Consider the following 23097-nt stretch of genomic DNA (forward strand, 5'->3'; position numbering starts at 1 on the left):
TTTCCCCTCCCAAGGAGACCGTTTCAAACGTTGCTGCACTTACTTCTGGTAGTTGAGCCGCCAGAGATCCTGCCAGGTCTCGCGCGCATCCCAGTCCTCAAGGCTGGTTGCCATCTGGTAGGGCATGACCTGGTCGAGAACGGCACCGATGCCCGACGGCTCGTCGGCGGGCAGCGAGACGTCCTTGTTGGTGGACATCTTCCCGTCTTCGGCCTGCGGCGCGATGCCTTCGGCCGTCATCACGTAGTGGATGAAGAGCTTCGACGCGTTGGGGCTGTTGGTGCCCTTGGTAATCAGCCCGACGCCGGGATACATCCAGCCGAGCCACGGCTTCAGGTCCTTGCAAAGGCCGAGCTTCATGCCCTTTTCGGCATTGTCGCGGAACTTGGCCGAACTCATCAGTCCCATGAATGGCTGCGATTGCCCCGGTGCGCCAACCGCATCGGCCGCCGCCGCATCGGCATCGGTCAAGAGCGGCGCGTTGGCGGCGAGCGCCTTCACCCAGGCGGCTGTCGCGCTGCCGTCGTCGGCCACGAGTTCCTTGCCGTAGAGCTCCTTGTAGGCCGCTGCCACCTTGTCGTCGCCGTGCTTGGACATCTGGTTGAACCAGTCGACATAGGACGCCTTGCCGAGCGGGTCCTGCATGGCGACCTTGCCCTTCCATTCCGGTCCGGTCAGCTGCCAGATGTTGGTGACCGGGCACTTGTCGAAGAGTTCGGTGTTGTAGGCCCAGACATTGGCGCTGGTAACAACGGTCAGCGGGTTCTGATATTCGGCGGCGATCTTTTCTGCGAGATCCGGCGGCAGCCAGCTCTCGGCAAAGCCCTGCGGAATGAGCTGGGCCATGGCGGCCGGCGCGTCGCTGATGATAGAGACGTCGCCCTGAATGTTGTTGGCACGGGCTTCGCGAATGATCATCTCGAGCTGCGCGGTCGCCTTGACCTTGGAGCCTTCGGCGCCGACGCCGTACTTCTCGGCAAAGGCCTTGGCCATTTCGACGATCTTGCCGGTGCTGTCATAGACGGTGATTGGCGGCTCTTTGCGTGCCGCCTCGATCAGCGCGTTCAGGTCGAACGGCTCTTGCGCCAGCGCCGGTCCGGCGAAAGCGACGATGGTGGTTGCCAGCAATGCGCGCCTCAACGCGCGCCCTGCCCTGTCTTTCGTCCGAAAATGCATCGTCTGTTCCTCCCTCAGATTATGTTTCGGTTCATTGTCTGGCGCCAAAGCGGCTCAGTTCAGGGCGTTCTTGCGCAGAAGCGCATCCGCCTCGGCGACGCGCTGCCCGTCCTTGTCGAAGACGTGCAGCGCCTCGGGCGGAGCAAAAAACGAGACCCGTGTTCCAGTCTCGACGCGCGGCAGGCTATTGGTCGTCAAGAACAGGGTGTCGCTGTCGTTCCTAAGCTCAAGGATCCAGCTCCCGCCGGTCGGCAGCACGCCCGTTACCGTCATCTCGCCGCCGAAGCTGCCGGCAGGAACATCTCCGCCCTTCATGGCGTAGCCGATCGCCTCCGGCCGAAGGCCGACCGAGCCGATGCCGCGTAGCGTCGGATGACGCGCGCCGAGATACGCTTCGGCCGCACGCGACAATTCCGAGGCTGCTGACGAGCCGAAGGTCAGGATGTTGATCGGCGGGCTGCCGACGAATTCGGCGACGAAGCGGTTTGCCGGGCGGTCGTAGATGTCGTTGGGCGTGCCCATCTGCTGTAGCGTGCCCTCGTTCATCACGGCGATGGTCGTTGCCAGCGTCATCGCCTCCCACTGGTCATGGGTGACAAAGACGATGGTCGTCTTGAATTCCTTGTGGATGCGCTTGAGTTCGGCTCGCATTTCGAGGCGCAGCCGGGCGTCGAGGTTCGACAGCGGCTCGTCGAGCAGAAGCACGCCCGGATTAACCGCGAGCATGCGGGCAAGCGCCACGCGCTGCTGTTGGCCACCAGAAAGCTGCGACGGATAGCGGTCGCGGTACTTGGCGATGTCGAGCGCCTGCATGACTTTCTCGACCCGCTGCTCGCGCTCTTCCTTCGGCAGCTTGCGCAGCCGCAAACCGAAGTCGGTGTTGCGCTCGATCGTCAGGTGCGGCCAGAGCGCGTAGCTCTGGAACACGAGCCCCATCTCGCGCTTCTCCGGCGGGATGAACACGCCTGCCCTCACCGAGTCGACCAGACGTTCGCCGATGCGGATCTCGCCGTCAGAAAGGTTTTCAAGACCGGCGATCATGCGCAATGTCGTGGTCTTGCCGCAGCCGGAGGGTCCGAGAAGGCACATGAATTCACCATCACGGATCTCGAGGTCGAGGTTCGACACGGCATTGGCGGAATTGACACCGTAGTTCTTCTGGGCGCCGCTGAGATTGATGGTGGGCATCAGCTTCCGAGTCCTTCTGCGAGATTGGTCTTGGTCAGTTTCTGGGCTGCCAGGGTTCCGAGGTAGGCGATGGCGGCGATGATCAGCACGACCGCGTTTGCGGCTTGCGTGTAGTGGTAGTCGACGAGCCTGAGCGAATAGGTGGTCAGCACGTCCGTGCTCGGCACGGCGAGGATGACGAAGAGGCTCAGGCCCTTGATGCCGGAGATGAAGGGCAGCAGGACGCCGGTGACGAGCGAGCCCTTCTGGATCGGGATGACGATCGAGATCATCCGCCGGAACCAGCCGGCACCGGCGATCTGCGCTGCCTCCTCAGGATCCTTGCCAAGCTGGGTCATGGCCGAGATACCGGCGCGCGAGGCATAGGGCATCTGGTCGGCGATCAACGCCAGGACCAGGATGGTGACCGTGCCATAGAGCGCCGGCATTGGTCCACGCGGCACGGCAAAAAGCGAGAGATAGGCGGCGGCAAAGGCGATGCCGGGCACCAGATAGGGCAGGAAGGTGACCTGCCTGAGATAGACCGACAGGGCCTTGACCGGTGTGCGGATGACGACATAGCCGACGAGCAGTCCGAGAATGCCCGAGGTCAGCGACGCGAGGCCGACGATGATAAGCGTGTTCTTGGCGGCGGCCCAGAGATCTGGGCTCAACAGCACGCCGGTCTGTAGCGCCACCGTATGGAGGTCGCGGCCGATCCAGTAGTCGAGCGTGAAATTGTCGAGCGTGAACTGCGCCGGCAGCTTCATGACGGTGGACAAGAACAGGGTGAGCAGCGGCAGGCCAACGCTCAGGAAGAAGATGAGGGCCGCGAAGCCGGTCGCCGGAAGGCGGTACTTTCCGAGCCGGCTCTGGCGGTTCATCGATCCCTTGGAGCCGACGGTCACGAAACGCCGGGCCTCTCGGACAAGTCGGGCGTCGATCATCAGGGTGATGATGCCGATCAGCATGATCGAGGCGGCAACGACGCCGGCCACACCGGTCTGGCGCGACGCGATGCTGCGGAAGAGCGACGTGGAGAGCACCTCGAACTTCACCGGCAGGCCGAGCACATAGGGTACGCCGAATTCGCCGAGGCATTTGGCGAAGATCAGAACCATCGAGGATAGCAAGGCTGGACGCATCAGCGGCAGGATGATCTGCATCGCCACCTGATAACGTTTTGCACCAAGGATGCGGGCCGAATCTTCGAGCTGGCTATCGAAACGGCGCAGCGCTGAGCCGAACAGCAGGATGACGAAGGGCGTATAGTGGAGCGCCAGGATGACGATGATCGGGAAACGCCCGTAGGCGACCCAGTCCGGCGGCGTTAGCCCCATCGCTTCGAACCAGCCCGGCTGGCCGCCGACCGTGCGGTTCTTGAAGAGCGTGGTCCAGGCAAGCGCGAAGGTCCATGCCGGCAGCATGTAGGGAACGATCAGCGCGGTCGCAAACCAGCGCCTTCCGAACATGTCCGTGCGGCTGATCAGCCACGCGAGCACCGTGCCGATCATAAGCGACAGGCTGATGGCGCCGAGTGCGACCGAAAGCGTGTTGAGCAGAGGTCGCCAGAAGAGGTCAACCGAGACCGGCGACAGGAAGGCGCGATCCAGATAGTAGAGCGTGAGCTCGCCGAAATCCTTGCCCAGGCGCCGCTCATGGCCGAACTGAACCTGCACCGCGTCAAGCACGATCGAGATGATCGGAACGACGATGATATAGGTGAACAAAAGAGCGGTCAGAATGCCAATCAAAGTTGTCGGCTCCCGCGAGGCGACCTTCATTCGATAGCGCCAACGCTGCCATGCGGTCGGCGCCAATGCGTCGTCTGACACCGCAGATGCCTTGGCTGTTTCTGTCACTAAGGCCATGCTCTTCCCCTCGGAACTCAACATGCGCAACCTGCCGCGGCGACCGATGCCGGACGGGAGTTCAAAAATGCCAACGGGGAATGAGAGACCAGGCGCCACGACCTGGCGCTGATACATGCAAAATCCGCGCATAGACCCGAGGCGATCGCGTCTATCGGGTACTCAATCCTCCCCGTTCGCCGACAGGCGCCGATGGCCTGCCCGATGCCAGCGTTGGCTCCTCAACCGCGCTACCATCTTCACGAACATAGACAGAACAAACATTCTAGATTTCGTCCGTCTATGGAACGTATGATCCAATGACGAGGCGTCCTTGTCAATAGAAAAATGCACACGTGCGCAATGATCTAACTAATTGGTTTTGTGTGTGATTTTTAATATGATATACCTCTGTTTTCGAACGCGTGATCAGTGACGCGCCAAAAGCGATAGACAGTCCGTGACATGGCCGAAAAATGCAGCAGCAATTCTGGTCGTTTCGGTCCGATCTGGCGGGCGTCACGGACGGTGTGCTGTGCGGGTCGGGTGCACTTTTTCGTTGGAATGGGGCAGCTTTTATGGCCCTGATGGAAACCGTCTGATTCTGCAGGGGAGAGGCATGGCAAGAGGCTTCGTGACGGCTGAAGAAGTCGCAAAACGCGCGGGCGTTTCGCGCTCAGCGGTGTCGAGAACCTTCACGCCTGGAGCCAGCGTTTCCGAGGCTGTGCGGCGCAAGGTTCTGAAGGCTGCGCGGGAACTCGGATATCGGGTCAACCGACTGGCGCAGGGCCTGAACAACGACCGATCCAACCTCATCGGCGTTGTTGGTGCCAACCTCAGCTCGCCCTTTCACGCCAAACAGCTCGATCTCTTGAGCATCGGCCTTTTGCGTCGCGGCTTGCAATGCTTGCTTCTCAATGCGGCCGACGCCCGCAAGGACATCGCGCCGCTGATCGAGCTTCTGTTCGAGTTTCGTGCGCAGGCGATCGTCGTGCTCTCGGGCGAACCACCGGAATCGATCGTTGATCAGTGCGTCGCCAATGGCGTCAAACTGGTCCTCATCAACCAGAAGCTCGATCGCACCGACACAAATATGGTGCTGAGCGACGACTCGCGCGGTGCGGATCTCGCTGCGCTGCGCTTGATCGAGGCGCGATGCCGGAAAGTGGCAGTGGTGTCCAGCGGTAGCCAGACCCCCGCCCAGGTGCGTCGCACCACGGCGTTCAAACAGAAAATGGCGGCGGCCGGTGTCGAAGTCGTTGCCTGGACCGGCGGCACGACGAGTTATGAAACCGGCTACCAGGCCGGCTGCGAGGTCCTCGTCGACGAGGCGATCGATGGCGCCTTCTGCGTTACCGATCTGCTGGCGCTCGGTTTTCTCGATGCGGCCCGCACCGAAATGCAACGCCGGATCCCGGCCGATCTTTCCGTCGTCGGATTTGACGATATCCCGCAGGCGGGTTGGAAGAGCTACGAACTCACCACGGTCGCCCAATCCTTCACGGCATTGACGGACCATGTACTGGCGGCGCTGGAGTCCGATGAGATGGAAACCCGGCTCCAGGTCGTTCCCGTCGCAATGGTCGAGCGCAAAACCGCACGCCGCTAGGTGGAGCGACACTCTAAGTCTGGTGCCCGAAGATAGAGCCGGCCGAATAGGTTTCTCGATCGGTCCCTGCTTTGGTCCTGCCGCGCAACAATTCCGCACGGAAGAGCTGCTGAAAACATGCGTAGGTATTGAAGCCGAGGTCACTGACGAGGCGCATGACCGTTGTCGTCGAGACGCCGCTGCGCGTTGCCACTTCCCGAGCGCTAGCAAAGGCGACGTCGTAAGGATGGGAAAGCACGAACTTGGCCACTTCCAGGCGCCCGCCCTTCAAGCGGCGGGCCCCGATGCGGCAGGCTTCCCTCAACTCGATGAAGGTCTTGGGCGGAGCGACGCAGGAGCCTGGAGTGAAAACCTGTTGGCCCATGATCAGGCAGCTTCCTCTTTGCCAAATGCGTGCTCGACGTGGATGCGAAGACTGCCGGCCTCGGCGCGATCGAGAAAGGCGTCAAACGCCCCGAAGAAGATCGAGAGAAAGTCTGACGTCGATCCTGCCCAGCCCTTTTCGGGGGACCGGCCAAAGTGGTCAGCGAGAACGCGATAGAGCTTGAGGCGCGGTTCCGGGATCTTGTCGAGCGCCAATGAGGCCGCCTGGCGCAGGCAATACCAATCGGTAATGAGGTCGATCATGTCGAGCCGAGCCAACGATTGCTCATCCTGGACCGCACCCTGCGAGATCGCGGCGAGCACAGGCTTGAATGCGCCAGCGCCGCCCAAGAGTTCGCAGACCTCTTCCACCGTCAGCCCCGAAACCGTATCGACGACGGCCTTCGGCCATTCCTTCGGGAAGTAGCGGTGCTCGACGAGGGCGCGCTTGTGGGCCTTCAGGAAAGATCCGTAGTCGGGGGCGTCGAAGGCGCGATCCGGACTGTCGCCCGATCGGACCATTTCGCGCCGATAGGCGGTCAGGATACGCGGGTCGACCGCTGTCGCCGAGAGCTCGACGGTTTCAATTGCAGTGCCCGTCGCAGACGGCTCGATGATCTTGAACGCTGGCGGAAAGGCCACCAGCGAGGGCACGGCGATGTTGGTGAGCTGGCGACCGCTCTTCTGTCTGCGCGTCACGCCCTCGACATGCAGATGGCCGCTGAAATGAACAGTAACCCCGGCATCGACAAGCGCTTGCGCGACCGCTTCGCGTGGGGTTCTGCGAGCAATGTTCGTCTCGCCGAAAAGAACGCCCTCTGCACCGGTCGCGCCGTCGAACGGATCGAGCGCAGGATAATGCGAGAAGGCGAGAAGCGTCTTGCCAAGGCTCCTTGCCCGCGCCGATACATCCGCAATCCAGTCGATGATGAAGGGCTTCAGCCGCAAAAGCGCATTCCAGCCGGCAGCGGTACTGTCGACGAACGCCGCTTCTTCGCCGTGTTCGAAGCTGCCGTCGCGTGGTTCAAAGACGTTGGCGTCGATCATCAACAGCCAGAGGCCAGGTTCCGGCTCGACCAGATAGGACCCATCCATCAACCTGTAGCGATTGAGGCCATCGGGCGAGGAGACGGTGTAGAGGCGGTCTTCAGCCTTGTCGGACAGACCGAAAGGCGTTTCCCAGTGAACGTAGTCCGGCCTTCGGAAGTACCCGAACGCGGCCATGGGTGCGAGCCCGCTTGGGTATCCCTCGCAATACATGCCGGGGGTGGCGTAGGTTCCGGGGGCAGTCCTGCCCTCGTCGCTGGTGACAAGAACCCTGGTGTCGTTCGTATCGAGGAATTGCTTGGTGTGGTGCCTGCCCCTCGGACCGAAGATGTCGTGGTTGCCGGGAAGCGCATAAAAACGTGTCCCGTGCTCACGCTCGTGTTGGTCCAGGATGGCGCGGGTGCTTTCGGTCGTCAGCCGCTGCCCGTCATCGGTATAGTCGCCCAGAAGAACGACATGGCGAATGCCGCGCCGGGACACGTCCGCCAGCGCCTCGTCGAGCGCCCTGGCGCTTTCATTGAAGACGCGGGTGGATTCGCGCGTGTCGACCCAGCTTCTCACGGCCAGTTTTTCGCCGTCGATCTCGATGGCGGGAAATTCGAATTCACCTTCGAGATCGTGAAAATGGGCGTCGGCGATGACGGCGATCCGTGGCAAGTCAGGCATCGGCACTGGCCTCCGCGCGGGATGCTTCCACCAGATCGATCCAGGTCGAGGCGCGGCGCGCGGCCTCGTAGAGCATCGGCTTCGGGGTCTCGAACCATTCGTCCGGACGAAGCTCCCTGTGTTCGCGGATGTGGGCGACCGCAGCGTCGAGCGCCGGGTAGAGATGCGGCTGCTGCTTGTGCAGGAAAAGCGCCACCAGCGAGACCGAGCGGCTGCGCCCTCCACGGCAGTTGACGAGGATATTGCCGCCATCGCTGTAAGGATAAGTCGCGCGTTTCGGCATCGTCTGGCGCAGGGCACCGTCGAGAATATAATAGGCGCCGAGCATCATCGTGTCGGGGCTACCGTCTCCGTCGATCATGCCGAGTTTGTAGTAGCGGATGTCGGCGTAGCCGCTCGCAAAGAGGTCGTCGTTGACCGCGACCTCCTCCGCACGAACAAGGTTGATATCCAAGTTGATCGCGCAATTGACGACAATCGAGATGCCGTGGCGCTTCAGCAGATCCAGGTCGCGTGCGCCATCACTGCCGCCGATATAGAGATCGGCGCTGTGCGGCCCGAGGCCCGTGCCAATCAGGCTGATCGCGGGGCGCGCGTAAACCGGTGCATCCATTGCAAGTTCCTCTTCATCGGCGATGCGTGGTTCGCCGGCTTCTTCCACTGTCGTTCAGGCGAGCTGTAACGCGTCGGCGCGTTCCCGGCTCTCTATCGGAATGCCTGAGGCATCGCTGACGCCGCGGGCGATCGCCGGGGTGGAAGCAAGAACGGGCCCACCGTCTCGAAGATCGCCAATCTCCATGAACGGGCAGACGATGCCGCCGGCTTCCGCCACGAGCAACAGTCCGGCGAGGCAGTCCCAGGCGTTCATGTGCAGTTCCACATAGGCATCCGAGCGTCCGTCGGCGACATAGGCAAGGGCGAGCGCTCCGGATGCGCCGCGGCGCACATTGGCGCCTTTCTCCAGCATCTGCCGCATCGTGTCCAGGAAGACGCCATCCGGCACCCTGCGCGACCATCCCATCTCGACCGAGGCGGCGTCGAACGTTGCCGTCGGCGAGACCTTGATCGCCTTGTCGTTCAGCGTTGCACCGGCGCCTCGTCGGCAAAAATAGAGCTCGTCCTGGGCCGGATTATAGATCGCGCCGATCTCCGCCCTGCCCTCTTCGACATAGGTGATGGAGATGCAGAAATGGGGGATCCCGCGGGCAAAGTTTGCTGTGCCGTCGACCGGGTCCACGACCCAGACGCGCTCGGCAATCGTACCGCCGCCCTCTTCTCCGAGAAACGCATCCTGCGGAAAATGCTCGGCGATCGCCTGGCGGATGTGGGCTTCGGACGCCGCGTCGGTCTCGGTCAGAAAATCCTGAGGCCCCTTCATCGAGAAGCCGCGCTGTCGGCTTTGCCGGAAGCCATCGAGCACCAGAATCCCGGCGGAGCGAATGACGTCCTGGCACAACAAGGCCCGGCCCGAAAGGTCGTTTGAATAACGCGGCTTAAGGTCGTTCATCAATTGGCTCCATTGCACACGCGTGCATAATTGCACGCGTGTGCATCGAGCGCAAGTCGAAATTGGTTGTGAGCGGTTCAAGCGAACATTCCGAGCAAGCCAATTCTTTGATGTTCAAGTGCGACCCGCCGACGTAGTGTCCGCGCGGTGAACTCAAGGGCAGGACAGGATGACGGCAATCACGATTCAGGACGCGCTCGACCGCGCGGGAACAGGCCCCTATCAGCGCCGGTTGATGGGCATATTCGGCCTCGTCTGGGCTGCCGACGCCATGCAGGTGCTCGCCGTTGGCTTCACCGCTGCATCGATCGCTGCAACCTTCGGGCTTACCGTTCCCCAGGCACTGCAGACCGGTACGGTCTTCTTCCTGGGCATGCTGATCGGCGCTGTCGGATTTGGCAGGCTGGCCGATCGCATCGGCCGCCGGCGGGTGCTGATCGTCACCGTCGCCTGCGATGCGGTCTTCGGCATGTTGTCGATTTTCGCTCCCAATTTCGAGCTGTTGCTGCTTCTGCGCCTCCTGACGGGCGCGGCCGTGGGCGGCACCCTGCCGGTCGACTATGCGATGATGTCGGAATTCCTGCCTGCTCGCAGCCGTGGACGCTGGCTGGTCATGCTCGAAGGCTTCTGGGCGGTGGGCACGCTGATTGTCGCTGTGGCGGCATGGCTGATCTCGCTCGCCGGTCTAGCGGACGCGTGGCGCTACATCTTCGCGGTCACTGCCATTCCCGCAGCAATCGGTGTCGGACTGCGTTTCCTCGTTCCGGAATCGCCGCTTTATCTTCTGCGCGCCGGCAAGGCCGTCGAAGCGAAGAGCATCATCAATCGAATGCTGCGCGCCAATGGTCGCGCGGAACTCGAAACGACCGTGTCGATCGCGCCGCCGACGCCTTCTGTCAGCACTGGCATCTTTTCGATGGATTTGCGCCGGCGCAGCCTTCTGATCCTCACGGTCTGGTTCCTCGTATCGGTCTCCTATTACGGCGTTTTCACCTGGATGCCGCCGCGGCTCGCCGGCGAAGGGTTTGGTTTCGTGCGGGGCTACGGGTTCCTTGTCCTCATCGCTCTGGCGCAGATCCCGGGCTATGCGCTGGCCGCCTATGGCGTCGAGAAGTGGGGACGCCGCCCGACCCTGATCGGGTTCTGCCTGCTGTCCGCCCTCAGTTGCCTGTTGTTCGTCGTTGCGAGCGAAGCGTCGCTTATCGCCGCCGCTCTGCTCATCATGAGTTTCGCCCTGCTTGGCACCTGGGGTGCGCTTTACGCCTATACGCCCGAACTTTTCCCGACGGCGTTGCGGGCGACCGGAATGGGGGCCGCAGGCGGGATGGCACGGCTTGGCGGCCTGCTTGCCCCATCGCTCATCGGACTTCTGGTGGCGAAAGGATTTGCGCTGGCAATCGGCACCTTCGCCGGATTGCTGCTGGTCGCCGCGATTGCAGCCGTCCTGATCGACGCGGAAACGCGCCAGGCATCGCTGGCTTAAGTTCCAGCCTAGTCGGTTGTCCGAAAGTGGGTGGCAACTGTCGCTCTGATCACAGTTCGGCGAAACGCCAGCGCCATCAAGATCTTGGGCCGGGGCCAGCCTGTGGATATCAGGTGGATTGCCTGGGCATAACCCCGGTGTGCCACGCGCCGACTTTTCGATCGCGAAAGTGGGTCTAGAATGATCACGCGGCCAAGCTCACCGGCCGCTAGTGTAGCAACTATCTCATCGGGGTCGGTGTTTCCAACCGGCCCCGATTGTCTTTTGAGATATCCCAAAAAATCCGAAAAGGACGAACCGACGGGCGCTCCCACACGCCGTGCTCATCGATATCTGCATAGCTGCATTGCACAATAATTGTTTTCCAGGTGGTCAAAAATCAGGCATAAAGCACACAGCTGATGCACATGGCGGGTCTCCTCCCAGTCCGCCGCAGCAGCTGTTCCCCTCTGGAGGTTTTTGACCTTCACACCTTATGGGCCGCGGTCTTCCGCTGGCCCTTTTTTCTTGCCCGAACGATACCTCGTGCGCGACCCCGCCCGGCAACCCAGCTGCTGACCCCCTCGCCGGCATCCGGCGCAGCAATTGCGTTTCGGCAAAAACCTGTTCTGTAATACAGCCGATCGTCATATGGCTTGGAGGCGGGGGCGTGGAACCGACACATCTGTTCGAGTTGGTGATCGGCATGTTTGTTTCGATCATCGCGCTGCATTACGTCGCTGATCGGCTCGCATTGCCGCCCTCGGTGGCGTTGCTCGCGGGAGGCGCACTCCTTGCCTTCGTTCCGGGTCTGCCGACCATCGAGGTCGACCCTGAGCTGGTGCTGGTGATCTTCCTGCCGCCGCTGCTGATGGACGGCGCCTGGACGATCGCCCTTGGTCGCTTGCGGCGTCATATGATTGGCATCGCTTCGCTTGCGGTCGGTGCTGTGTTCTTCACCAGCGTCGTCGTGGCGCTGACGACACATCTGCTCTTCCCTGCCCTTCCCCTGGCGGCCTGCGCTGCGCTCGGTGCAATCGTTGCGCCGCCCGATGCCGTGTCGGCCCGTGCAGTCCTTCAACGCGTGCGCCTGCCACGGCGGTTGCAGATCCTGCTTGAAGGCGAAAGCCTGCTCAACGACGCAAGCGGCCTGGTGCTTTTCCGCTTCGCCATTGCCGCCGGGGTGACCGGCGCTTTCAGTGCGGGCGCAGCCGTCGGCAATTTTTTCCTGCTGGCGATCGGCGGCGCCCTGGTCGGCCTTGCCGTCGGCACGGCGTGGGTTCAGCTGGCCCGTCGTCTCGGCGACGAATACCTGATCATCGCCGCGACAGTGCTGCTTTCCTGGACGTCCTATCTGCTCGGTGAATTCCTGCACGTCTCGGGCGTGATCGCGACCGTGACCACGGGTCTGATTGCCAGCTGGCATCAGCACACGGTGCTTTCTGCCGCGACCCGCATGCGCGGCACGTCGTTCTGGACCGTGATCGTCTTTCTGATGGAGGCGGCCGTCTTCATCCTCATCGGCCTGTCGCTTCGAGGTGTCGTCGAACGTGGTGGTGGCTTTGAAACCGTCGCTGCCACGATGGCATGGCCGATCGTGGTGATCCTTCTTGCGTTGACCTTGGCACGTTTCGCCTGGGTGTTCGGATCGGATGCCGTCATCCGGATCGGAAATGCGTTCGGAATCAAGCGCTACACGCCTGTCGGGGCTCGGGCGGCGACGGTTCTTTCCTGGGCCGGCGTTCGCGGCGTGGTGACGCTGGCGCTGGCGCTGAGCGTGCCGGAGGGGTTCCCCGGCCGCGACTTCATCCTGGTGACGTCCTTTGCCGTTATCCTTGGAACCGTGCTGATCCAGGGCACGACGCTCGGACGCGTGATCGCCTGGGCCGGGCTCGTCGAGCCGCAATCGGAAAAGGCGCGCCTCACCTTGAGCCAGGCCGAGGCCGCCATGGCCCAGGTCCAACTCGTGACCGTCGAGAGCCAGGCCTATGACACCGCCGGCAACCTCATCCATCCGCAATTGCTGGAGCGGTATCAGCGACGGGCGGTCTCCATTGTCGACTATGCCGAGCGCACGGAGCACTACGTACCGATCCTTCACGCCCACTTCGACCTGATCCTTGCGGCCGTCGCCACCGGCCGGCGCGAACTTTTGCGGCTTCATCGGGCCGGCGAGATCGATGACGAGACGCTGCACGAGCTGGAACGGGACCTTGATCTCGAAGAGCTGAGCGCCCTTGCCGCAAAGGCATGAAACAACATCTCGGGCTTTGTCGTTTTCCCTTTCGGTTCAGCCGTCAGATGGCTTAGAAGCTTTTGTCATGACTGGCGCCGAGAGTTGAGGAGCTTGAGAGCGATCAAGAAGACCAAGGCGCAGAAAGCACCCAAGCCGAAGACACTGCTGCAGAAGCTGGCGGCTACGCCCGAGAAATTGTTTTCCGGCGCGTTTCGCCAGCAATATGCAGCACTCTGCTTTCGTCGCACGGCTGACCGGTCGGCGATCGAGATTCTTGTTGTGACGTCACGTGACAGTGGCCGGTGGCTCATCCCGAAGGGATGGCCGATGAAGCAGAAGGATCCGCATGAGGCAGCGGCCATAGAAGCGCTGCAGGAGGCGGGTGTCCGCGGTAAGGTCCGCAAGAAGCCCGTGGGCAGCTACACCTATCTGAAGATGCTGGATGATGGTGACGTGGTGCCCTGCGTCGTTGACGTATTTCAGATCGAAGCGACCAAACAGGCGGAGAAATACAAGGAAAAGGGCGAACGCACGCTTGCCTGGGTGAGCCCAGACGAAGCAGCGCGGCGGGTTCGCGAAATCGAGCTCAAATCGTTGCTCGTCGACTTCAAGCCGCGCTGAAGCCGCCTGCGCAAGCAAGTCAACGTTCAGATGACAAACTGAAGGTCGTGCCGCTTTCTGCAGCCCTTACTTGCGCCGATCGCCGTTTGCATCGAAGAAGTGGAGCGCGTCGGCCTTGGCGCCGACCTTCACCACATCACCGACGTCGTGGCGGGCCCGACCCGAAATGCGGAACACCAAGTCTGCGCCATTCTCCAGCCTGCCATGGATCAGGCTCTCGGCCCCGACCAGCTCGATCCCGTCCACGCGCACGGTCGCCTCAAATGGAGCCGTCGTGCCGTCGGCGGGAAGCGGAGAAAGATCCTCTGGTCGCACCCCGAGGGTATACTCGCCGCCTGGCTGCGCCACGTCGGGTGCCAGTGCCCATCCGGCAGTGGGGGCCGTGCTATTGAGCAAGTTCATCGACGGCGAGCCGATGAATGTGGCGACGAAAGTCGTGGCCGGCCGCTCATAAAGCTCGATCGGCGTGCCGACCTGCTCGATGCGGCCCGCATTGACGACGACCAGCCGGTCAGCAAGCGTCATCGCTTCCATCTGGTCATGGGTGACATAGACGCTGGTCGTTCCGAGAGAACGCTGGAGCCGCTTGATCTCGATGCGCATCTGGCCGCGCAGTTTGGCGTCCAGATTGGAAAGCGGTTCGTCGAAGAGAAAGGCCGCGGGCTGGCGCACGATCGCCCGTCCCATCGCGACGCGCTGGCGCTGGCCGCCGGAAAGCTGGCGCGGTTTGCGCTCGAGATAGGGCTCGATCTCGAGGGTCCTCGCAGCTGTGGTAATGCGTCGGTCGATCTCATCGGCAGGCGTGTTACGATTCTTCAGGCCATAGGCGAGGTTCTGGCGCACCGTCATGTGCGGGTAGAGCGCGTAATTCTGGAACACCATGGCGATGTCACGCTCGGCCGGTTCGACATCATTGACCCGTCGCCCGCCGATGTGGATGTCGCCGCCGGTAATGCCCTCGAGCCCGGCAATCATGCGCAAAAGCGTGGACTTGCCGCAGCCGGAAGGGCCGACCAGAACGACAAACTCTCCATCGGCGATGTCGAGCGAGACGCCCTTGATCGCGTCGACCGTGCCGTAGGTTTTGCGGATGTCTTTGAGGGTGATCTCAGCCATTACTTTTCGGTCTCCACAAGGCCTTTGACGAACCAGCGCTGCATCAGCACGACGACGAGGATGGGCGGGATGATCGCGAGGATCGCGGTCACCATGACGTAGTTCCAGGGGGTCGAGGCGTCGGTGAAGTCGATCATTCGCCTCAGCCCGATGATAATCGTGTTCATCTTCGCGTCGTTGGTGACGAGCAGCGGCCAGAGATACTGGGTCCAGCCGTAGATGAAGAGAATGACGAAGAGCGCCGCGATGTTCGTTGCCGACAGCGGCAGGAGGATGTCCTTCATGAAGCGGAACGGGCCGGCATTGTCGATGCGCGCGGCCTCGACTAGTTCTCCCGGTATCGTCAGGAAAAACTGGCGAAACAGGAAGGTCGCCGTCGCGGAAGCCATCAGCGGCAGGGTGAGGCCCGCATAGGTGTCGATCAGGCCGAGGTCGACGATCACCTTGTAGGTCGGCAGGATGCGCACCTCGACCGGCAGCATGAGAGTGATGAAGATCATCCAGAAAAACAGCATCTTCAGCGGGAAGCGGAAGAAGACGATCGCAAAGGCCGACAGGAACGAGATGACGATCTTGCCGATGGCGATCGCGAGGGCCACAACCGTGGAATTGAACAGCAGGCGCTCGAGGCTGACGCCGACGACACGTTCGACACCCCCGCCAACGGCATCCCGGTAGTTTTCAGCAAGATGATTGCCGATCGTCAGCGACATCGGCGGGCGCACGATCTCGATCGAACTGTGGGTCGAGGCGACGAAGGTGTAATAGATCGGCAGCGCGACGATGACGATGCCGATCACCAATACCAGGTGGCTGATCAGGGTCGATATGGGACGGTTCTCGATCATCGGCGGCTCACGAATAATGGACCCGCTTCTCGACGAAGCGGAACTGGAAGGCCGTCAAGGCGACGACGATTGCCATCAGGATGACGGATTGAGCGGCCGAACTGCCGAGGTCGAGATTGACGAAGCCGTCGTTGTAGACCTTGTAGACGAGCGTCTCGGTGGCCTTAGCAGGACCGCCCCCGGTCACCGCATGAATGATGCCGAAGGTGTCGAAGAACGCATAGACGGTGTTGACCACGAGCAGGAAGAACGTTGTTGGCGCGAGCAACGGGAAGACGATGGTCCAGAACCGCTTGGTGCCGCGCGCACCGTCAATTGCCGCCGCCTCGATCAGCGATTTCGGGATCGCCTGCAGGCCGGCGACGAAGAACAGGAAATTGTAGCTGATCTGTTTCCAGGCCGCTGCGACGACCACCAGCAGCATCGCCTGGTCGCCGTTCAACAGTGGGTCCCAGGTAAAGCCGTTCCGGCGCAGGATATAGGCAAAGGTTCCCATCGCCGGATTGAACATGAACAGCCACAGCATGCCTGCGACGGCAGGTGCGACCGCATAGGGCCAGATCAGCAGCGTGCGATAGACGTTTCGTCCGCGCACGACCCGGTCGACCGAGGTTGCAAGCAGCAGGGCGAGCGCCATCGACAGGAGAGCCGTTGCAAGACTGAAGACGACGGTGACCTGCAGCGAATGCAGATAATCCGGATTGGAAAGGATGGCGCGGAAATTGGCGAGACCGACGAAGCCGGATTTCAGGCCGAACGGATCCTCGCGCAAGACCGACTGATAGAGCGCCTGGCTCGCCGGCCAGAAGAAAAAGACCACGGTCAGCACGATCTGCGGCGCCAGCAGAAGATACGGCAGGACCTTGTTGGGAAAGACGACGGACTGCATGGCGTGCCCCATCCATAAAAAGACAGGCCCGCGCGGTTGCGCGACGCGGGCCTATTGATTGGGGAGTTAGTTTCCGGCCGCCGCGGCAATCGCCGCATTGGCCTTCTCGACACCTTCGGTGAGCGCGGCCTTTGCGTCCTTCTGGCCGGCAAGCATGGCTTCGAACTGTTCGTTGAGGATATCGCGAACCTGCGGCAGGTTGACGAGGCGAACGCCCTTGGAGTTTTCCGTCGGCGCCTTGCCCATCATCTGCTTGATCGGCGTTTCCCGGCCGGGGTTCTTCTCATAGAAACCGGACTTCTTGGTTTCCTCGTAGGCTGCAAGCGTGACCGGCAGATAACCCGAAACCTGATGGAGCTGAGCCTGGGTTTCGGTTTTCGAGAGGAAATGGAAGAACTCCGCAACGCCCTTGTATTCGGCGTCCTCCTTGCCGGCAAAGACCCAAAGACTTGCGCCGCCGGGAATGGTGTTCTGCGGGCCGTGGCCTTCGTAATACGGGAGTTGGCCGACGCCATAGTTGATGCCCGACTTGACGATGTCGCCGAGACCGCCGGACGACTCCGTCAGGATGGCGCATTCACCCGACATGAACAGCTGCTTTGCTTCCGACGTGCGGCCGCCGTAGCGGAACGTACCATCCTTGGCGAGGTCGGCGATCGACTGGAAGTGCTCGACGAAGAGCGGCGCGTCGATCTTCAGTTCCACGTCCAGGCCCGCAAGCCCGTTTTCATGCGTGCCATAGGGCACGTTGTTCCACGCGGAAAAATTCTCGGTCTGGATCCAGGTCAGCCAGGTCGAGGTGAAGCCGCAATTTGCCGCACCGCTTGCCTTGACCTTCTTGGCGGCTTCGAAGACTTCGGGCCAGGTTGCCGGCGGCTTTTCCGCATCGAGACCGGCCTTCGAGAAAGCATCCTTGTTGTAGTAGAGGATCGGCGAAGACGAGTTGAACGGGAAGGACAGCATCGTGCCGTCGGGCTTGGAGTAATAGGCGACGATGCCCGGCAGGTACTGATCCTTGTTGAACTCGTAGCCGCCCTTCTTGAGGACGTCCACGACGGGGACAACGGCGCCTTCGGCGCCCAGCATCACGCCGCTGCCGGCATCGAAGACCTGCAAAATGGCGGGTGCCTGCTTGGAGCGGAAGGCAGCGATACCTGCGTTCAGAGTTTCGGCATAGGTGCCCTTGAACACCGGTACGATCTTGTACTCCGACTGGCTTTCGTTGAATTCCTTGGCGAGCCTTTCGACCGTCTCGTTGTTGGCGCCGGTCATGGCGTGCCACCAGGAAAGCTCCGTCGCTGCGAGGGCGTCAGAGGCGGCAACGATCGAAAGCGCGGATGTGGCCGCAAGGGTCCACTGGAATACTCTCATGGCGGTTCCTCCCATCATTAAGACGAATAATGTTTCTCCCGGGCCGCGTCCGTTCTCCTCAACAAGACGCGTCTGACTTTCGTGGCGAAAGTGCGTTGATTAAAAACGAAGGAGAACGAACCTGCAAGAGAAAAATAGAACGGTAAAATCGAAGATAATAGCGACTGGAATATTCGTTCTGCAGCATATACGCGAGGGCTGGACAAGGCCGAGCAAGGGCAAAGAGGAAGGGGCCGCTGGCGCATGTTGGGAAATGGAAGCAAGGCGGAGCAGTGCCACCGTGCACCCGGGACGACGGCCTATCGCAAACCAAATGGGGTCGGCGGTTGATATCCGCGCCTCCGTTTGCGTTTCAGAAGGTCAAGAAACAGCGTGACGGCTTCCATCTCGTTGTCAAAATGGTGGGCCATTGACTGCCCTATGGTGCCGATCCGGCCCCAGCGCCGCGTCAAACAGGCCGTTCCAAACAGCGTCCGGTCAATCGACATGGCGTAAAAGCGCGCCATGTTTTTGCGCGGATCCGTTCTTTCGATATAGAGGTCGTAGGGTTGGCTCAGCATTCAAGGACGATGGCCGAGCGGGTGCCACGCGTCCAACGAGAGTTTTGAATCGATCAGTGCTGATCGATTCATTCCGGTGATGTGTTCCGGGTCGACCTGTGGGCCGGCTTCCGCGCCACTCAGTGCGCAGAAGCCGGACTGATCGCGTTATTGGACCGCAGCCGTTCCGTAGACGAGGTTCGGCAGCCACAGCGACAGTTGCGGGAACATGCTGAGCATCACGAGAAGGACCATCATCATCGCCAAATAGGGCAGCACCTCGCGCGCATAGGCCATCATCGGCACCTTCAGCACCATGGACGAGATGTACATGAGGCCGCCGACCGGCGGCGTGATGCCGGCGATCGTCAGGTTGGTGATGAAGACGACGCCGAAATGCACCCGGTCGATGCCGACGCCGTCGATGATCGGGATCAGCATCGGGGTCAGGATGATGAGCGCTGCCGATCCCTCGATCGCCGTGCCGATGACGATCAGGAGAACGTTGATGAGGAGCAGCATCAAAAGCGGATTGTCAGTGGCGCCGCCGAGCCAACCGGACATCGCCTGCGGCACCTGCTCCCAGGCGAGATAGAAGCCAAAGGCCGCCGCCGCGCAGATCATGATCATCACAACAGAAGAGTCGCGCACTGCCTCGGCGAGCACTTCCGGGATCTGGCGGAAGGTAAATTCGCGGTAGCCGAAGACAGCCACGAACAGGACGTAGACGACGACAACCGCGCCGGCCTCGGTAGTGGTGAAGATGCCATAGCGCGTGCCGGCGAAGATGACGACCGGGATCGACAGCGCCCAAAGCCCGTCGATCAACGCCCGGCTTGCCTCCGCGCGGCTGGCGCGCTCCTTGCGCAGCGGCTTGTAGCCGCGCTTGCGGGCGATGAAATAGGTGGTGATCATCAGTCCGGCCGCAAGCACCAGGCCCGGAACAACGCCGGCGGCAAACAACCGGCCGATCGACGTCTCGGCCAGGAAGCCATAGACGATGAGGCCGATCGACGGCGGGATCAGGCTGGTGATGATGGCAGCCGACGAGGTGATGACGGCGGCGAAGGCCCGGCTGTATCCACGTTCGGACATCTCGACGCCAAGCGTCTTTGCAAGCATGGCCGCATCGGCGTTGGCAGACGCCGTGAGCCCGCCGAGCAATGTGCCAAGCACCGTGCACATCTGCGCCAAGGCGCCGGTCATGTGGCCGACAAGCACGTCGGCAAGCGTCAGCAGCCGCCGGGTGATTCCGGAGGCGTTCATGATGCAACCGGCGAGCACGAAGAGCGGCAGCGCCAGCAGGGACACCGACTGACTACCCTCCGCCATCTCCTGCGCGAAATTGGCAAGCGGGATCATGTCCATGTTGATGAAGAAGAACGCAAGCGCCCCGATTGCCATCGCCCAGGTTATCGGCGTCGACAGCAGGAAGAGGAGAACGACGAGCAGCGACGGGCCAGCGAGATGAAAGAAGGTCATATCAGCGATTCCACATTGCGGTGCAGGCGGACGGTCCAGGGCCTTTCGACGATCAGGTGCTGGACGAACATGCCGGCCGAAGCCAGCGCCAGCGGCCCGTAGGAAAGGCTGCGCGACAGGTCCATCGCGATCGTGTGCACGTGTCGCGAGGTCCAGGCCTGCCAGCCGAAGAGCACCGCCATGACGATGAAGAACAGGGCGAGCAGCAGGTAATTGAACCAGGCGATCGCCCGCTGCCAGCCGTCGGGCAGCGCGGCAACAAGAACATCGATCGCCGCGTGGGTGCCGAGGCGCACACCGGCAACCGCACCGAAGAACACGAGATAGGCAAAGGCCATGATCGCCAGCTCGTAGGTCCAGGCGGCCGGCTGCGGGAAAATGTAGCGGCTGACGACGCCCCACAGGATCGAGAAGACGATGACGAGAAGGGCGGCGACGCCGACCGCTTCATCGGCGCGCCGGAGGCTAAGAAGAGGTGTGTTCTCTTCAGGCGAGCGTGAGGTTTCCATGATGGTCCCAATCATTTGAAAGGCAGAGCGCGAAGCCGGCTGCTGCGCCGGCCCCAAGGCTTTTTGCGATTTCCGCCTGGATGAGCGGCGCAGGCGCGATGGAGACGTGGCATCCTACTGCCGCGTCTCGTGGCCGCCCGCCTTACTGTGCCATCGCCTTCTGCACCTGATCGTACATGCCAGGCGTGATGTTCGGCACCTTCTCGTAGGCCGCCCGCGACGCCTCGATGAAGGCGGGGATATTGACGTCGCTGACGATTTCGACGCCGGAGGCGGCGAGCTGCTTGGCGTAGGCGTCGTCCGTTTCGAGCGTCATCGCCGTCAGCTCCTTGGCGATGGTCTGGCCTTCTTCCAGCAGGATCTTCTGTAGGTCTTCCGGCAGGCCGTTGAAGAACTGGCTGGACGCCACCCAGGCGGTGAACATGATCTGATGGCCGGTCTTGGAGATGACCTTGCGGGTTTCGTTGAGTTTTGCCCCGGCGATCGAGCCGAAAGGGCCCTCGGCAGCATCGACGACGCCGGTCTGAAGCGCGTTGTAGACGTCGCCCCACGGCAGCTCGGTCGGTCGTGCCCCGTAGTTGCCGAAGGTCGCCATCATGATCGGCGAAGAGGGAACGCGAATGGTAACGCCGGCAAGATCGGCCGGCGAGCGGACCGGCCTGTTGGCGATGATGTGGCGGTAGCCGAAAAGGCCGTTCGGCATGATGATCTTGATGCCCTGCGCCTCGAGCTTGCCGGAGAGCTCCTTGTAGAGATCCGAGGCGAACAGACGGTCTGTCGCGTCGAGATCGGGATAGACGTAAGGGCCGGCGAGGATGGAAAGATCCGGCACGAACTGGCCGAGCTGGCCATAGTCCGTGGCGCTGAGCAGGCTTGCGCCGCTCATGACCATCTCGTTGACCTTCTTCTGTGCGCCGAGCTGGTCGCCGGTCATGACGGTGATCGCGATGCGGCCGCCCGAACGTTCGCCGACACGTTCGGCATAGGTCTTCATCGCTTTGACGATCGGCTCGTTGGGGTTCACCTGCGAGGTCGAGAACCGCAGGCTGTATTCCTGTGCCTGGGCGATGCCGCAAAAGGACAGGGCAGCCATGGCGGTGGCGAGAACAAAGGTCTTCATCAGTTCCTCCTCTTTTCCGGACTCCCCTCCGGAATTCATAAGCGAATGAATAAACTATTTATGAATGATTCAGCTGCGTCAAGTCCAATGCGCCGCCACCGGATAAGACGGCGTGCCTGCGTTGATCAGATGCTGCGCAATGTCCCAAAGGACAGAGGACAGAACAAACAAAACCGGCGCGGTTCACACCGCGCCGGATACGTGTAAATATGCAATTTCTATATGAATAATCCGGCTCGGTTTAGCCGCGGAATGTGTAGTCCGCAATCGACTGTGGCTTCATCTCGATCGAGAAGCCAGGCCGCTTCGGCGGCATGTAGGCGGCGTTTTCGATCACGCAGGGATCGAGGAAGTGCTCGTGCAGATGGTCGACATATTCGATGACGCGCCCCTCCTTCGTCCCGGAGACGGCGACATAGTCGATCATCGACAGGTGCTGGACATATTCGCAGAGCCCTACGCCGCCGGCATGCGGCCAGACAGGCAGTCCGTACTTGGCTGCGACCAAAAGCACCGCCAGCACCTCGTTCAACCCGCCCATGCGGCAACTGTCGATCTGAACGATATCGATGGCACCTTCGGCAATGAACTGCTTGAACATGATTCGGTTCTGGCACATCTCGCCGGTCGCGACCTTCACCGGACCGATCGCCTCGCGGATCTTGCGGTGCCCGGCGACATCGTCGGGGCTCGTCGGCTCTTCGATAAAAAACGGCTTGGCAAAGGCGAGTTGCTTGACCCAGTCGATAGCCTCGCCGACTTCCCACACCTGGTTGGCGTCGATCATCAGGTAGCGGTCGGACCCGATCACCTCGCGCGCGATGGTCAGGCGCCTGATATCGTCGGCAAGATCGCGGCCGACCTTCATCTTGATGTGATTGAAGCCTTCGTCGATCGCCTCCTGGGCCAGACGACGCAGCTTGTCGTCGTCATACCCAAGCCATCCCGCCGAGGTCGTGTAGCAGGCATAACCTTCCTGCTCGAGCGTCGCGATACGCTGAGCCTTGCCGGCTTCGGCCTTCTTGAGGATCGCGACCGCCTCGTCGCGCGTCAGCACGTCGGTCATGTAGCGGTAGTCGACGATGTCGGCGATCTCGTCCGGCGACATGTCGGCGACCATTCGCCAGACGGGCTTGCCCGCTTCCTTGGCGAGCAGATCCCAGACGGCGTTGACGACGGCGCCGGTTGCCAGATGCATCGCCCCCTTCTCCGGACCGATCCAGCGCAGCTGGCTATCGCTCGTCAGGTGCCGCCAGAAACGGCCGGGATGGGCGAGGATATCGGCCGTATCCTGGCCGACGATCAGGTGCCGCATGGCCTTGATCGCCATGCAGCAGATGTCGTTGCCGCGACCGATGGTGAAGGTGAGACCATGGCCTGCAACACCCTCCCGGTCCGTGTCGAGGATGACATAGGCCGCGGAGTAATCCGGGTCCGGGTTCATCGCGTCGGAACCGTCAAGGCTCTGCGAGGTGGGAAAGCGCAGGTCGAAGACGCGCAGGTCAGTGATGCGGGTCAT

General features: G+C 61.7%; 20 protein-coding genes. 4 read left to right on the top strand and 16 right to left on the bottom strand.

What is annotated here, in order from left to right:
- Positions 1-39: 39 nt before the first annotated feature.
- From VGO04_RS04675 to VGO04_RS04685, 3 genes are read right to left on the bottom strand one after another with little or no spacing between them, the layout of a single operon-like run.
- Entirely contained in the window at positions 40-1176 is a 1137-nt protein-coding gene (locus VGO04_RS04675; protein ID WP_327494798.1) for an ABC transporter substrate-binding protein, read from the bottom strand.
- Between the two features lie 54 nt (positions 1177-1230).
- Positions 1231-2364: an ABC transporter ATP-binding protein gene (locus VGO04_RS04680; protein WP_327494799.1), complete on the bottom strand. Its 1134-nt coding sequence runs from the start codon at positions 2362-2364 to the stop codon at positions 1231-1233.
- Complete coding sequence (locus tag VGO04_RS04685; RefSeq protein WP_327494800.1) at positions 2364-4214, bottom strand: iron ABC transporter permease; 1851 nt, start codon at positions 4212-4214, stop codon at positions 2364-2366. The genes VGO04_RS04680 and VGO04_RS04685 overlap by 1 nt, the downstream gene beginning before the upstream one ends.
- 598 nt (positions 4215-4812) lie before the next feature.
- Here VGO04_RS04685 and VGO04_RS04690 point away from each other — a divergent pair.
- Positions 4813-5802: a LacI family DNA-binding transcriptional regulator gene (locus VGO04_RS04690; protein WP_327494801.1), complete on the top strand. Its 990-nt coding sequence runs from the start codon at positions 4813-4815 to the stop codon at positions 5800-5802.
- A gap of 13 nt (positions 5803-5815) precedes the next feature.
- Here VGO04_RS04690 and VGO04_RS04695 read toward each other — a convergent pair whose 3' ends face one another.
- Genes VGO04_RS04695 through VGO04_RS04710 form a run of 4 tightly spaced genes read right to left on the bottom strand, consistent with a single transcriptional unit; the run spans position 5816 to position 9385 of the window.
- On the bottom strand, positions 5816-6166 hold the full coding sequence (locus VGO04_RS04695; protein ID WP_327494802.1) for a hypothetical protein: 351 nt from the start codon (positions 6164-6166) through the stop codon (positions 5816-5818).
- 2 nt (positions 6167-6168) lie between these two features.
- Positions 6169-7878: a metallophosphoesterase gene (locus VGO04_RS04700; protein WP_327494803.1), complete on the bottom strand. Its 1710-nt coding sequence runs from the start codon at positions 7876-7878 to the stop codon at positions 6169-6171.
- A complete protein-coding gene (locus tag VGO04_RS04705; RefSeq protein WP_327494804.1) occupies positions 7871-8491 on the bottom strand; it encodes a dual specificity protein phosphatase in 621 nt (206 codons plus the stop codon). The genes VGO04_RS04700 and VGO04_RS04705 overlap by 8 nt, the downstream gene beginning before the upstream one ends.
- A gap of 54 nt (positions 8492-8545) precedes the next feature.
- Positions 8546-9385: an inositol monophosphatase gene (locus VGO04_RS04710; RefSeq protein WP_327494805.1), complete on the bottom strand. Its 840-nt coding sequence runs from the start codon at positions 9383-9385 to the stop codon at positions 8546-8548.
- Positions 9386-9554: 169 nt separating this feature from the next.
- Between VGO04_RS04710 and VGO04_RS04715 the strand changes: the two genes are divergently transcribed.
- The 3 genes from VGO04_RS04715 (at position 9555) to VGO04_RS04725 (ending at position 13704) form a co-directional block, all read left to right on the top strand.
- Entirely contained in the window at positions 9555-10868 is a 1314-nt protein-coding gene (locus VGO04_RS04715) for an MFS transporter (protein WP_327494806.1), read from the top strand.
- Between the two features lie 649 nt (positions 10869-11517).
- Positions 11518-13101 carry a Na+/H+ antiporter gene (locus tag VGO04_RS04720; protein ID WP_327494807.1) on the top strand — a complete coding sequence of 528 codons (1584 nt, stop codon included), beginning with the start codon at positions 11518-11520 and terminating at the stop codon, positions 13099-13101.
- 93 nt (positions 13102-13194) lie between these two features.
- Positions 13195-13704 carry an NUDIX hydrolase gene (locus VGO04_RS04725; protein ID WP_327494808.1) on the top strand — a complete coding sequence of 170 codons (510 nt, stop codon included), beginning with the start codon at positions 13195-13197 and terminating at the stop codon, positions 13702-13704.
- 66 nt (positions 13705-13770) lie between these two features.
- Here VGO04_RS04725 and VGO04_RS04730 read toward each other — a convergent pair whose 3' ends face one another.
- The 9 genes from VGO04_RS04730 to VGO04_RS04770 form a co-directional block, all read right to left on the bottom strand.
- Positions 13771-14820: a sn-glycerol-3-phosphate import ATP-binding protein UgpC gene (locus tag VGO04_RS04730; protein WP_327494809.1), complete on the bottom strand. Its 1050-nt coding sequence runs from the start codon at positions 14818-14820 to the stop codon at positions 13771-13773.
- Positions 14820-15668 carry a sn-glycerol-3-phosphate ABC transporter permease UgpE gene (gene ugpE / locus VGO04_RS04735; protein WP_327494810.1) on the bottom strand — a complete coding sequence of 283 codons (849 nt, stop codon included), beginning with the start codon at positions 15666-15668 and terminating at the stop codon, positions 14820-14822. Before ugpE ends, VGO04_RS04730 begins: the two co-directional genes overlap by 1 nt.
- 7 nt (positions 15669-15675) lie before the next feature.
- Positions 15676-16557, bottom strand: coding sequence for a sn-glycerol-3-phosphate ABC transporter permease UgpA (gene ugpA / locus VGO04_RS04740; RefSeq protein WP_104663822.1), 882 nt, complete (start codon positions 16555-16557; stop codon positions 15676-15678).
- Positions 16558-16623: 66 nt separating this feature from the next.
- Complete coding sequence (gene ugpB / locus VGO04_RS04745) at positions 16624-17928, bottom strand: sn-glycerol-3-phosphate ABC transporter substrate-binding protein UgpB (RefSeq protein ID WP_327494811.1); 1305 nt, start codon at positions 17926-17928, stop codon at positions 16624-16626.
- 299 nt (positions 17929-18227) lie between these two features.
- On the bottom strand, positions 18228-18488 hold the full coding sequence (locus VGO04_RS04750; RefSeq protein ID WP_327494812.1) for a WGR domain-containing protein: 261 nt from the start codon (positions 18486-18488) through the stop codon (positions 18228-18230).
- 147 nt (positions 18489-18635) lie between these two features.
- A complete protein-coding gene (locus VGO04_RS04755; RefSeq protein ID WP_327494813.1) occupies positions 18636-19949 on the bottom strand; it encodes a TRAP transporter large permease in 1314 nt (437 codons plus the stop codon).
- Positions 19946-20458: a TRAP transporter small permease gene (locus tag VGO04_RS04760; protein ID WP_327494814.1), complete on the bottom strand. Its 513-nt coding sequence runs from the start codon at positions 20456-20458 to the stop codon at positions 19946-19948. The genes VGO04_RS04755 and VGO04_RS04760 overlap by 4 nt, the downstream gene beginning before the upstream one ends.
- A gap of 142 nt (positions 20459-20600) precedes the next feature.
- Positions 20601-21578, bottom strand: coding sequence for a C4-dicarboxylate TRAP transporter substrate-binding protein (locus VGO04_RS04765; RefSeq protein WP_327494815.1), 978 nt, complete (start codon positions 21576-21578; stop codon positions 20601-20603).
- Positions 21579-21819: 241 nt separating this feature from the next.
- On the bottom strand, positions 21820-23097 hold the full coding sequence (locus VGO04_RS04770) for an L-fuconate dehydratase (protein WP_327494816.1): 1278 nt from the start codon (positions 23095-23097) through the stop codon (positions 21820-21822).

It is taken from the genome of Ensifer sp., assembly GCF_035999185.1.
In the GTDB taxonomy this organism is placed as follows: domain Bacteria; phylum Pseudomonadota; class Alphaproteobacteria; order Rhizobiales; family Rhizobiaceae; genus Ensifer.

Bases quoted from the DNA above. Each gene is read 5' to 3' on its own strand.
- VGO04_RS04675 (WP_327494798.1), bottom strand. From the start codon at position 1,176: ATGCATTTTCGGACGAAAGACAGGGCAGGGCGCGCGTTGAGGCGCGCA.
- VGO04_RS04680 (WP_327494799.1), bottom strand. From the start codon at position 2,364: ATGCCCACCATCAATCTCAGCGGCGCCCAGAAGAACTACGGTGTCAAT.
- VGO04_RS04685 (WP_327494800.1), bottom strand. From the start codon at position 4,214: ATGGCCTTAGTGACAGAAACAGCCAAGGCATCTGCGGTGTCAGACGAC.
- VGO04_RS04690 (WP_327494801.1), top strand. From the start codon at position 4,813: ATGGCAAGAGGCTTCGTGACGGCTGAAGAAGTCGCAAAACGCGCGGGC.
- VGO04_RS04695 (WP_327494802.1), bottom strand. From the start codon at position 6,166: ATGGGCCAACAGGTTTTCACTCCAGGCTCCTGCGTCGCTCCGCCCAAG.
- VGO04_RS04700 (WP_327494803.1), bottom strand. From the start codon at position 7,878: ATGCCTGACTTGCCACGGATCGCCGTCATCGCCGACGCCCATTTTCAC.
- VGO04_RS04705 (WP_327494804.1), bottom strand. From the start codon at position 8,491: ATGGATGCACCGGTTTACGCGCGCCCCGCGATCAGCCTGATTGGCACG.
- VGO04_RS04710 (WP_327494805.1), bottom strand. From the start codon at position 9,385: ATGAACGACCTTAAGCCGCGTTATTCAAACGACCTTTCGGGCCGGGCC.
- VGO04_RS04715 (WP_327494806.1), top strand. From the start codon at position 9,555: ATGACGGCAATCACGATTCAGGACGCGCTCGACCGCGCGGGAACAGGC.
- VGO04_RS04730 (WP_327494809.1), bottom strand. From the start codon at position 14,820: ATGGCTGAGATCACCCTCAAAGACATCCGCAAAACCTACGGCACGGTC.
- ugpE (WP_327494810.1), bottom strand. From the start codon at position 15,668: ATGATCGAGAACCGTCCCATATCGACCCTGATCAGCCACCTGGTATTG.
- ugpA (WP_104663822.1), bottom strand. From the start codon at position 16,557: ATGCAGTCCGTCGTCTTTCCCAACAAGGTCCTGCCGTATCTTCTGCTG.
- ugpB (WP_327494811.1), bottom strand. From the start codon at position 17,928: ATGAGAGTATTCCAGTGGACCCTTGCGGCCACATCCGCGCTTTCGATC.
- VGO04_RS04750 (WP_327494812.1), bottom strand. From the start codon at position 18,488: ATGCTGAGCCAACCCTACGACCTCTATATCGAAAGAACGGATCCGCGC.
- VGO04_RS04755 (WP_327494813.1), bottom strand. From the start codon at position 19,949: ATGACCTTCTTTCATCTCGCTGGCCCGTCGCTGCTCGTCGTTCTCCTC.
- VGO04_RS04760 (WP_327494814.1), bottom strand. From the start codon at position 20,458: ATGGAAACCTCACGCTCGCCTGAAGAGAACACACCTCTTCTTAGCCTC.
- VGO04_RS04765 (WP_327494815.1), bottom strand. From the start codon at position 21,578: ATGAAGACCTTTGTTCTCGCCACCGCCATGGCTGCCCTGTCCTTTTGC.
- VGO04_RS04770 (WP_327494816.1), bottom strand. From the start codon at position 23,097: ATGACCCGCATCACTGACCTGCGCGTCTTCGACCTGCGCTTTCCCACC.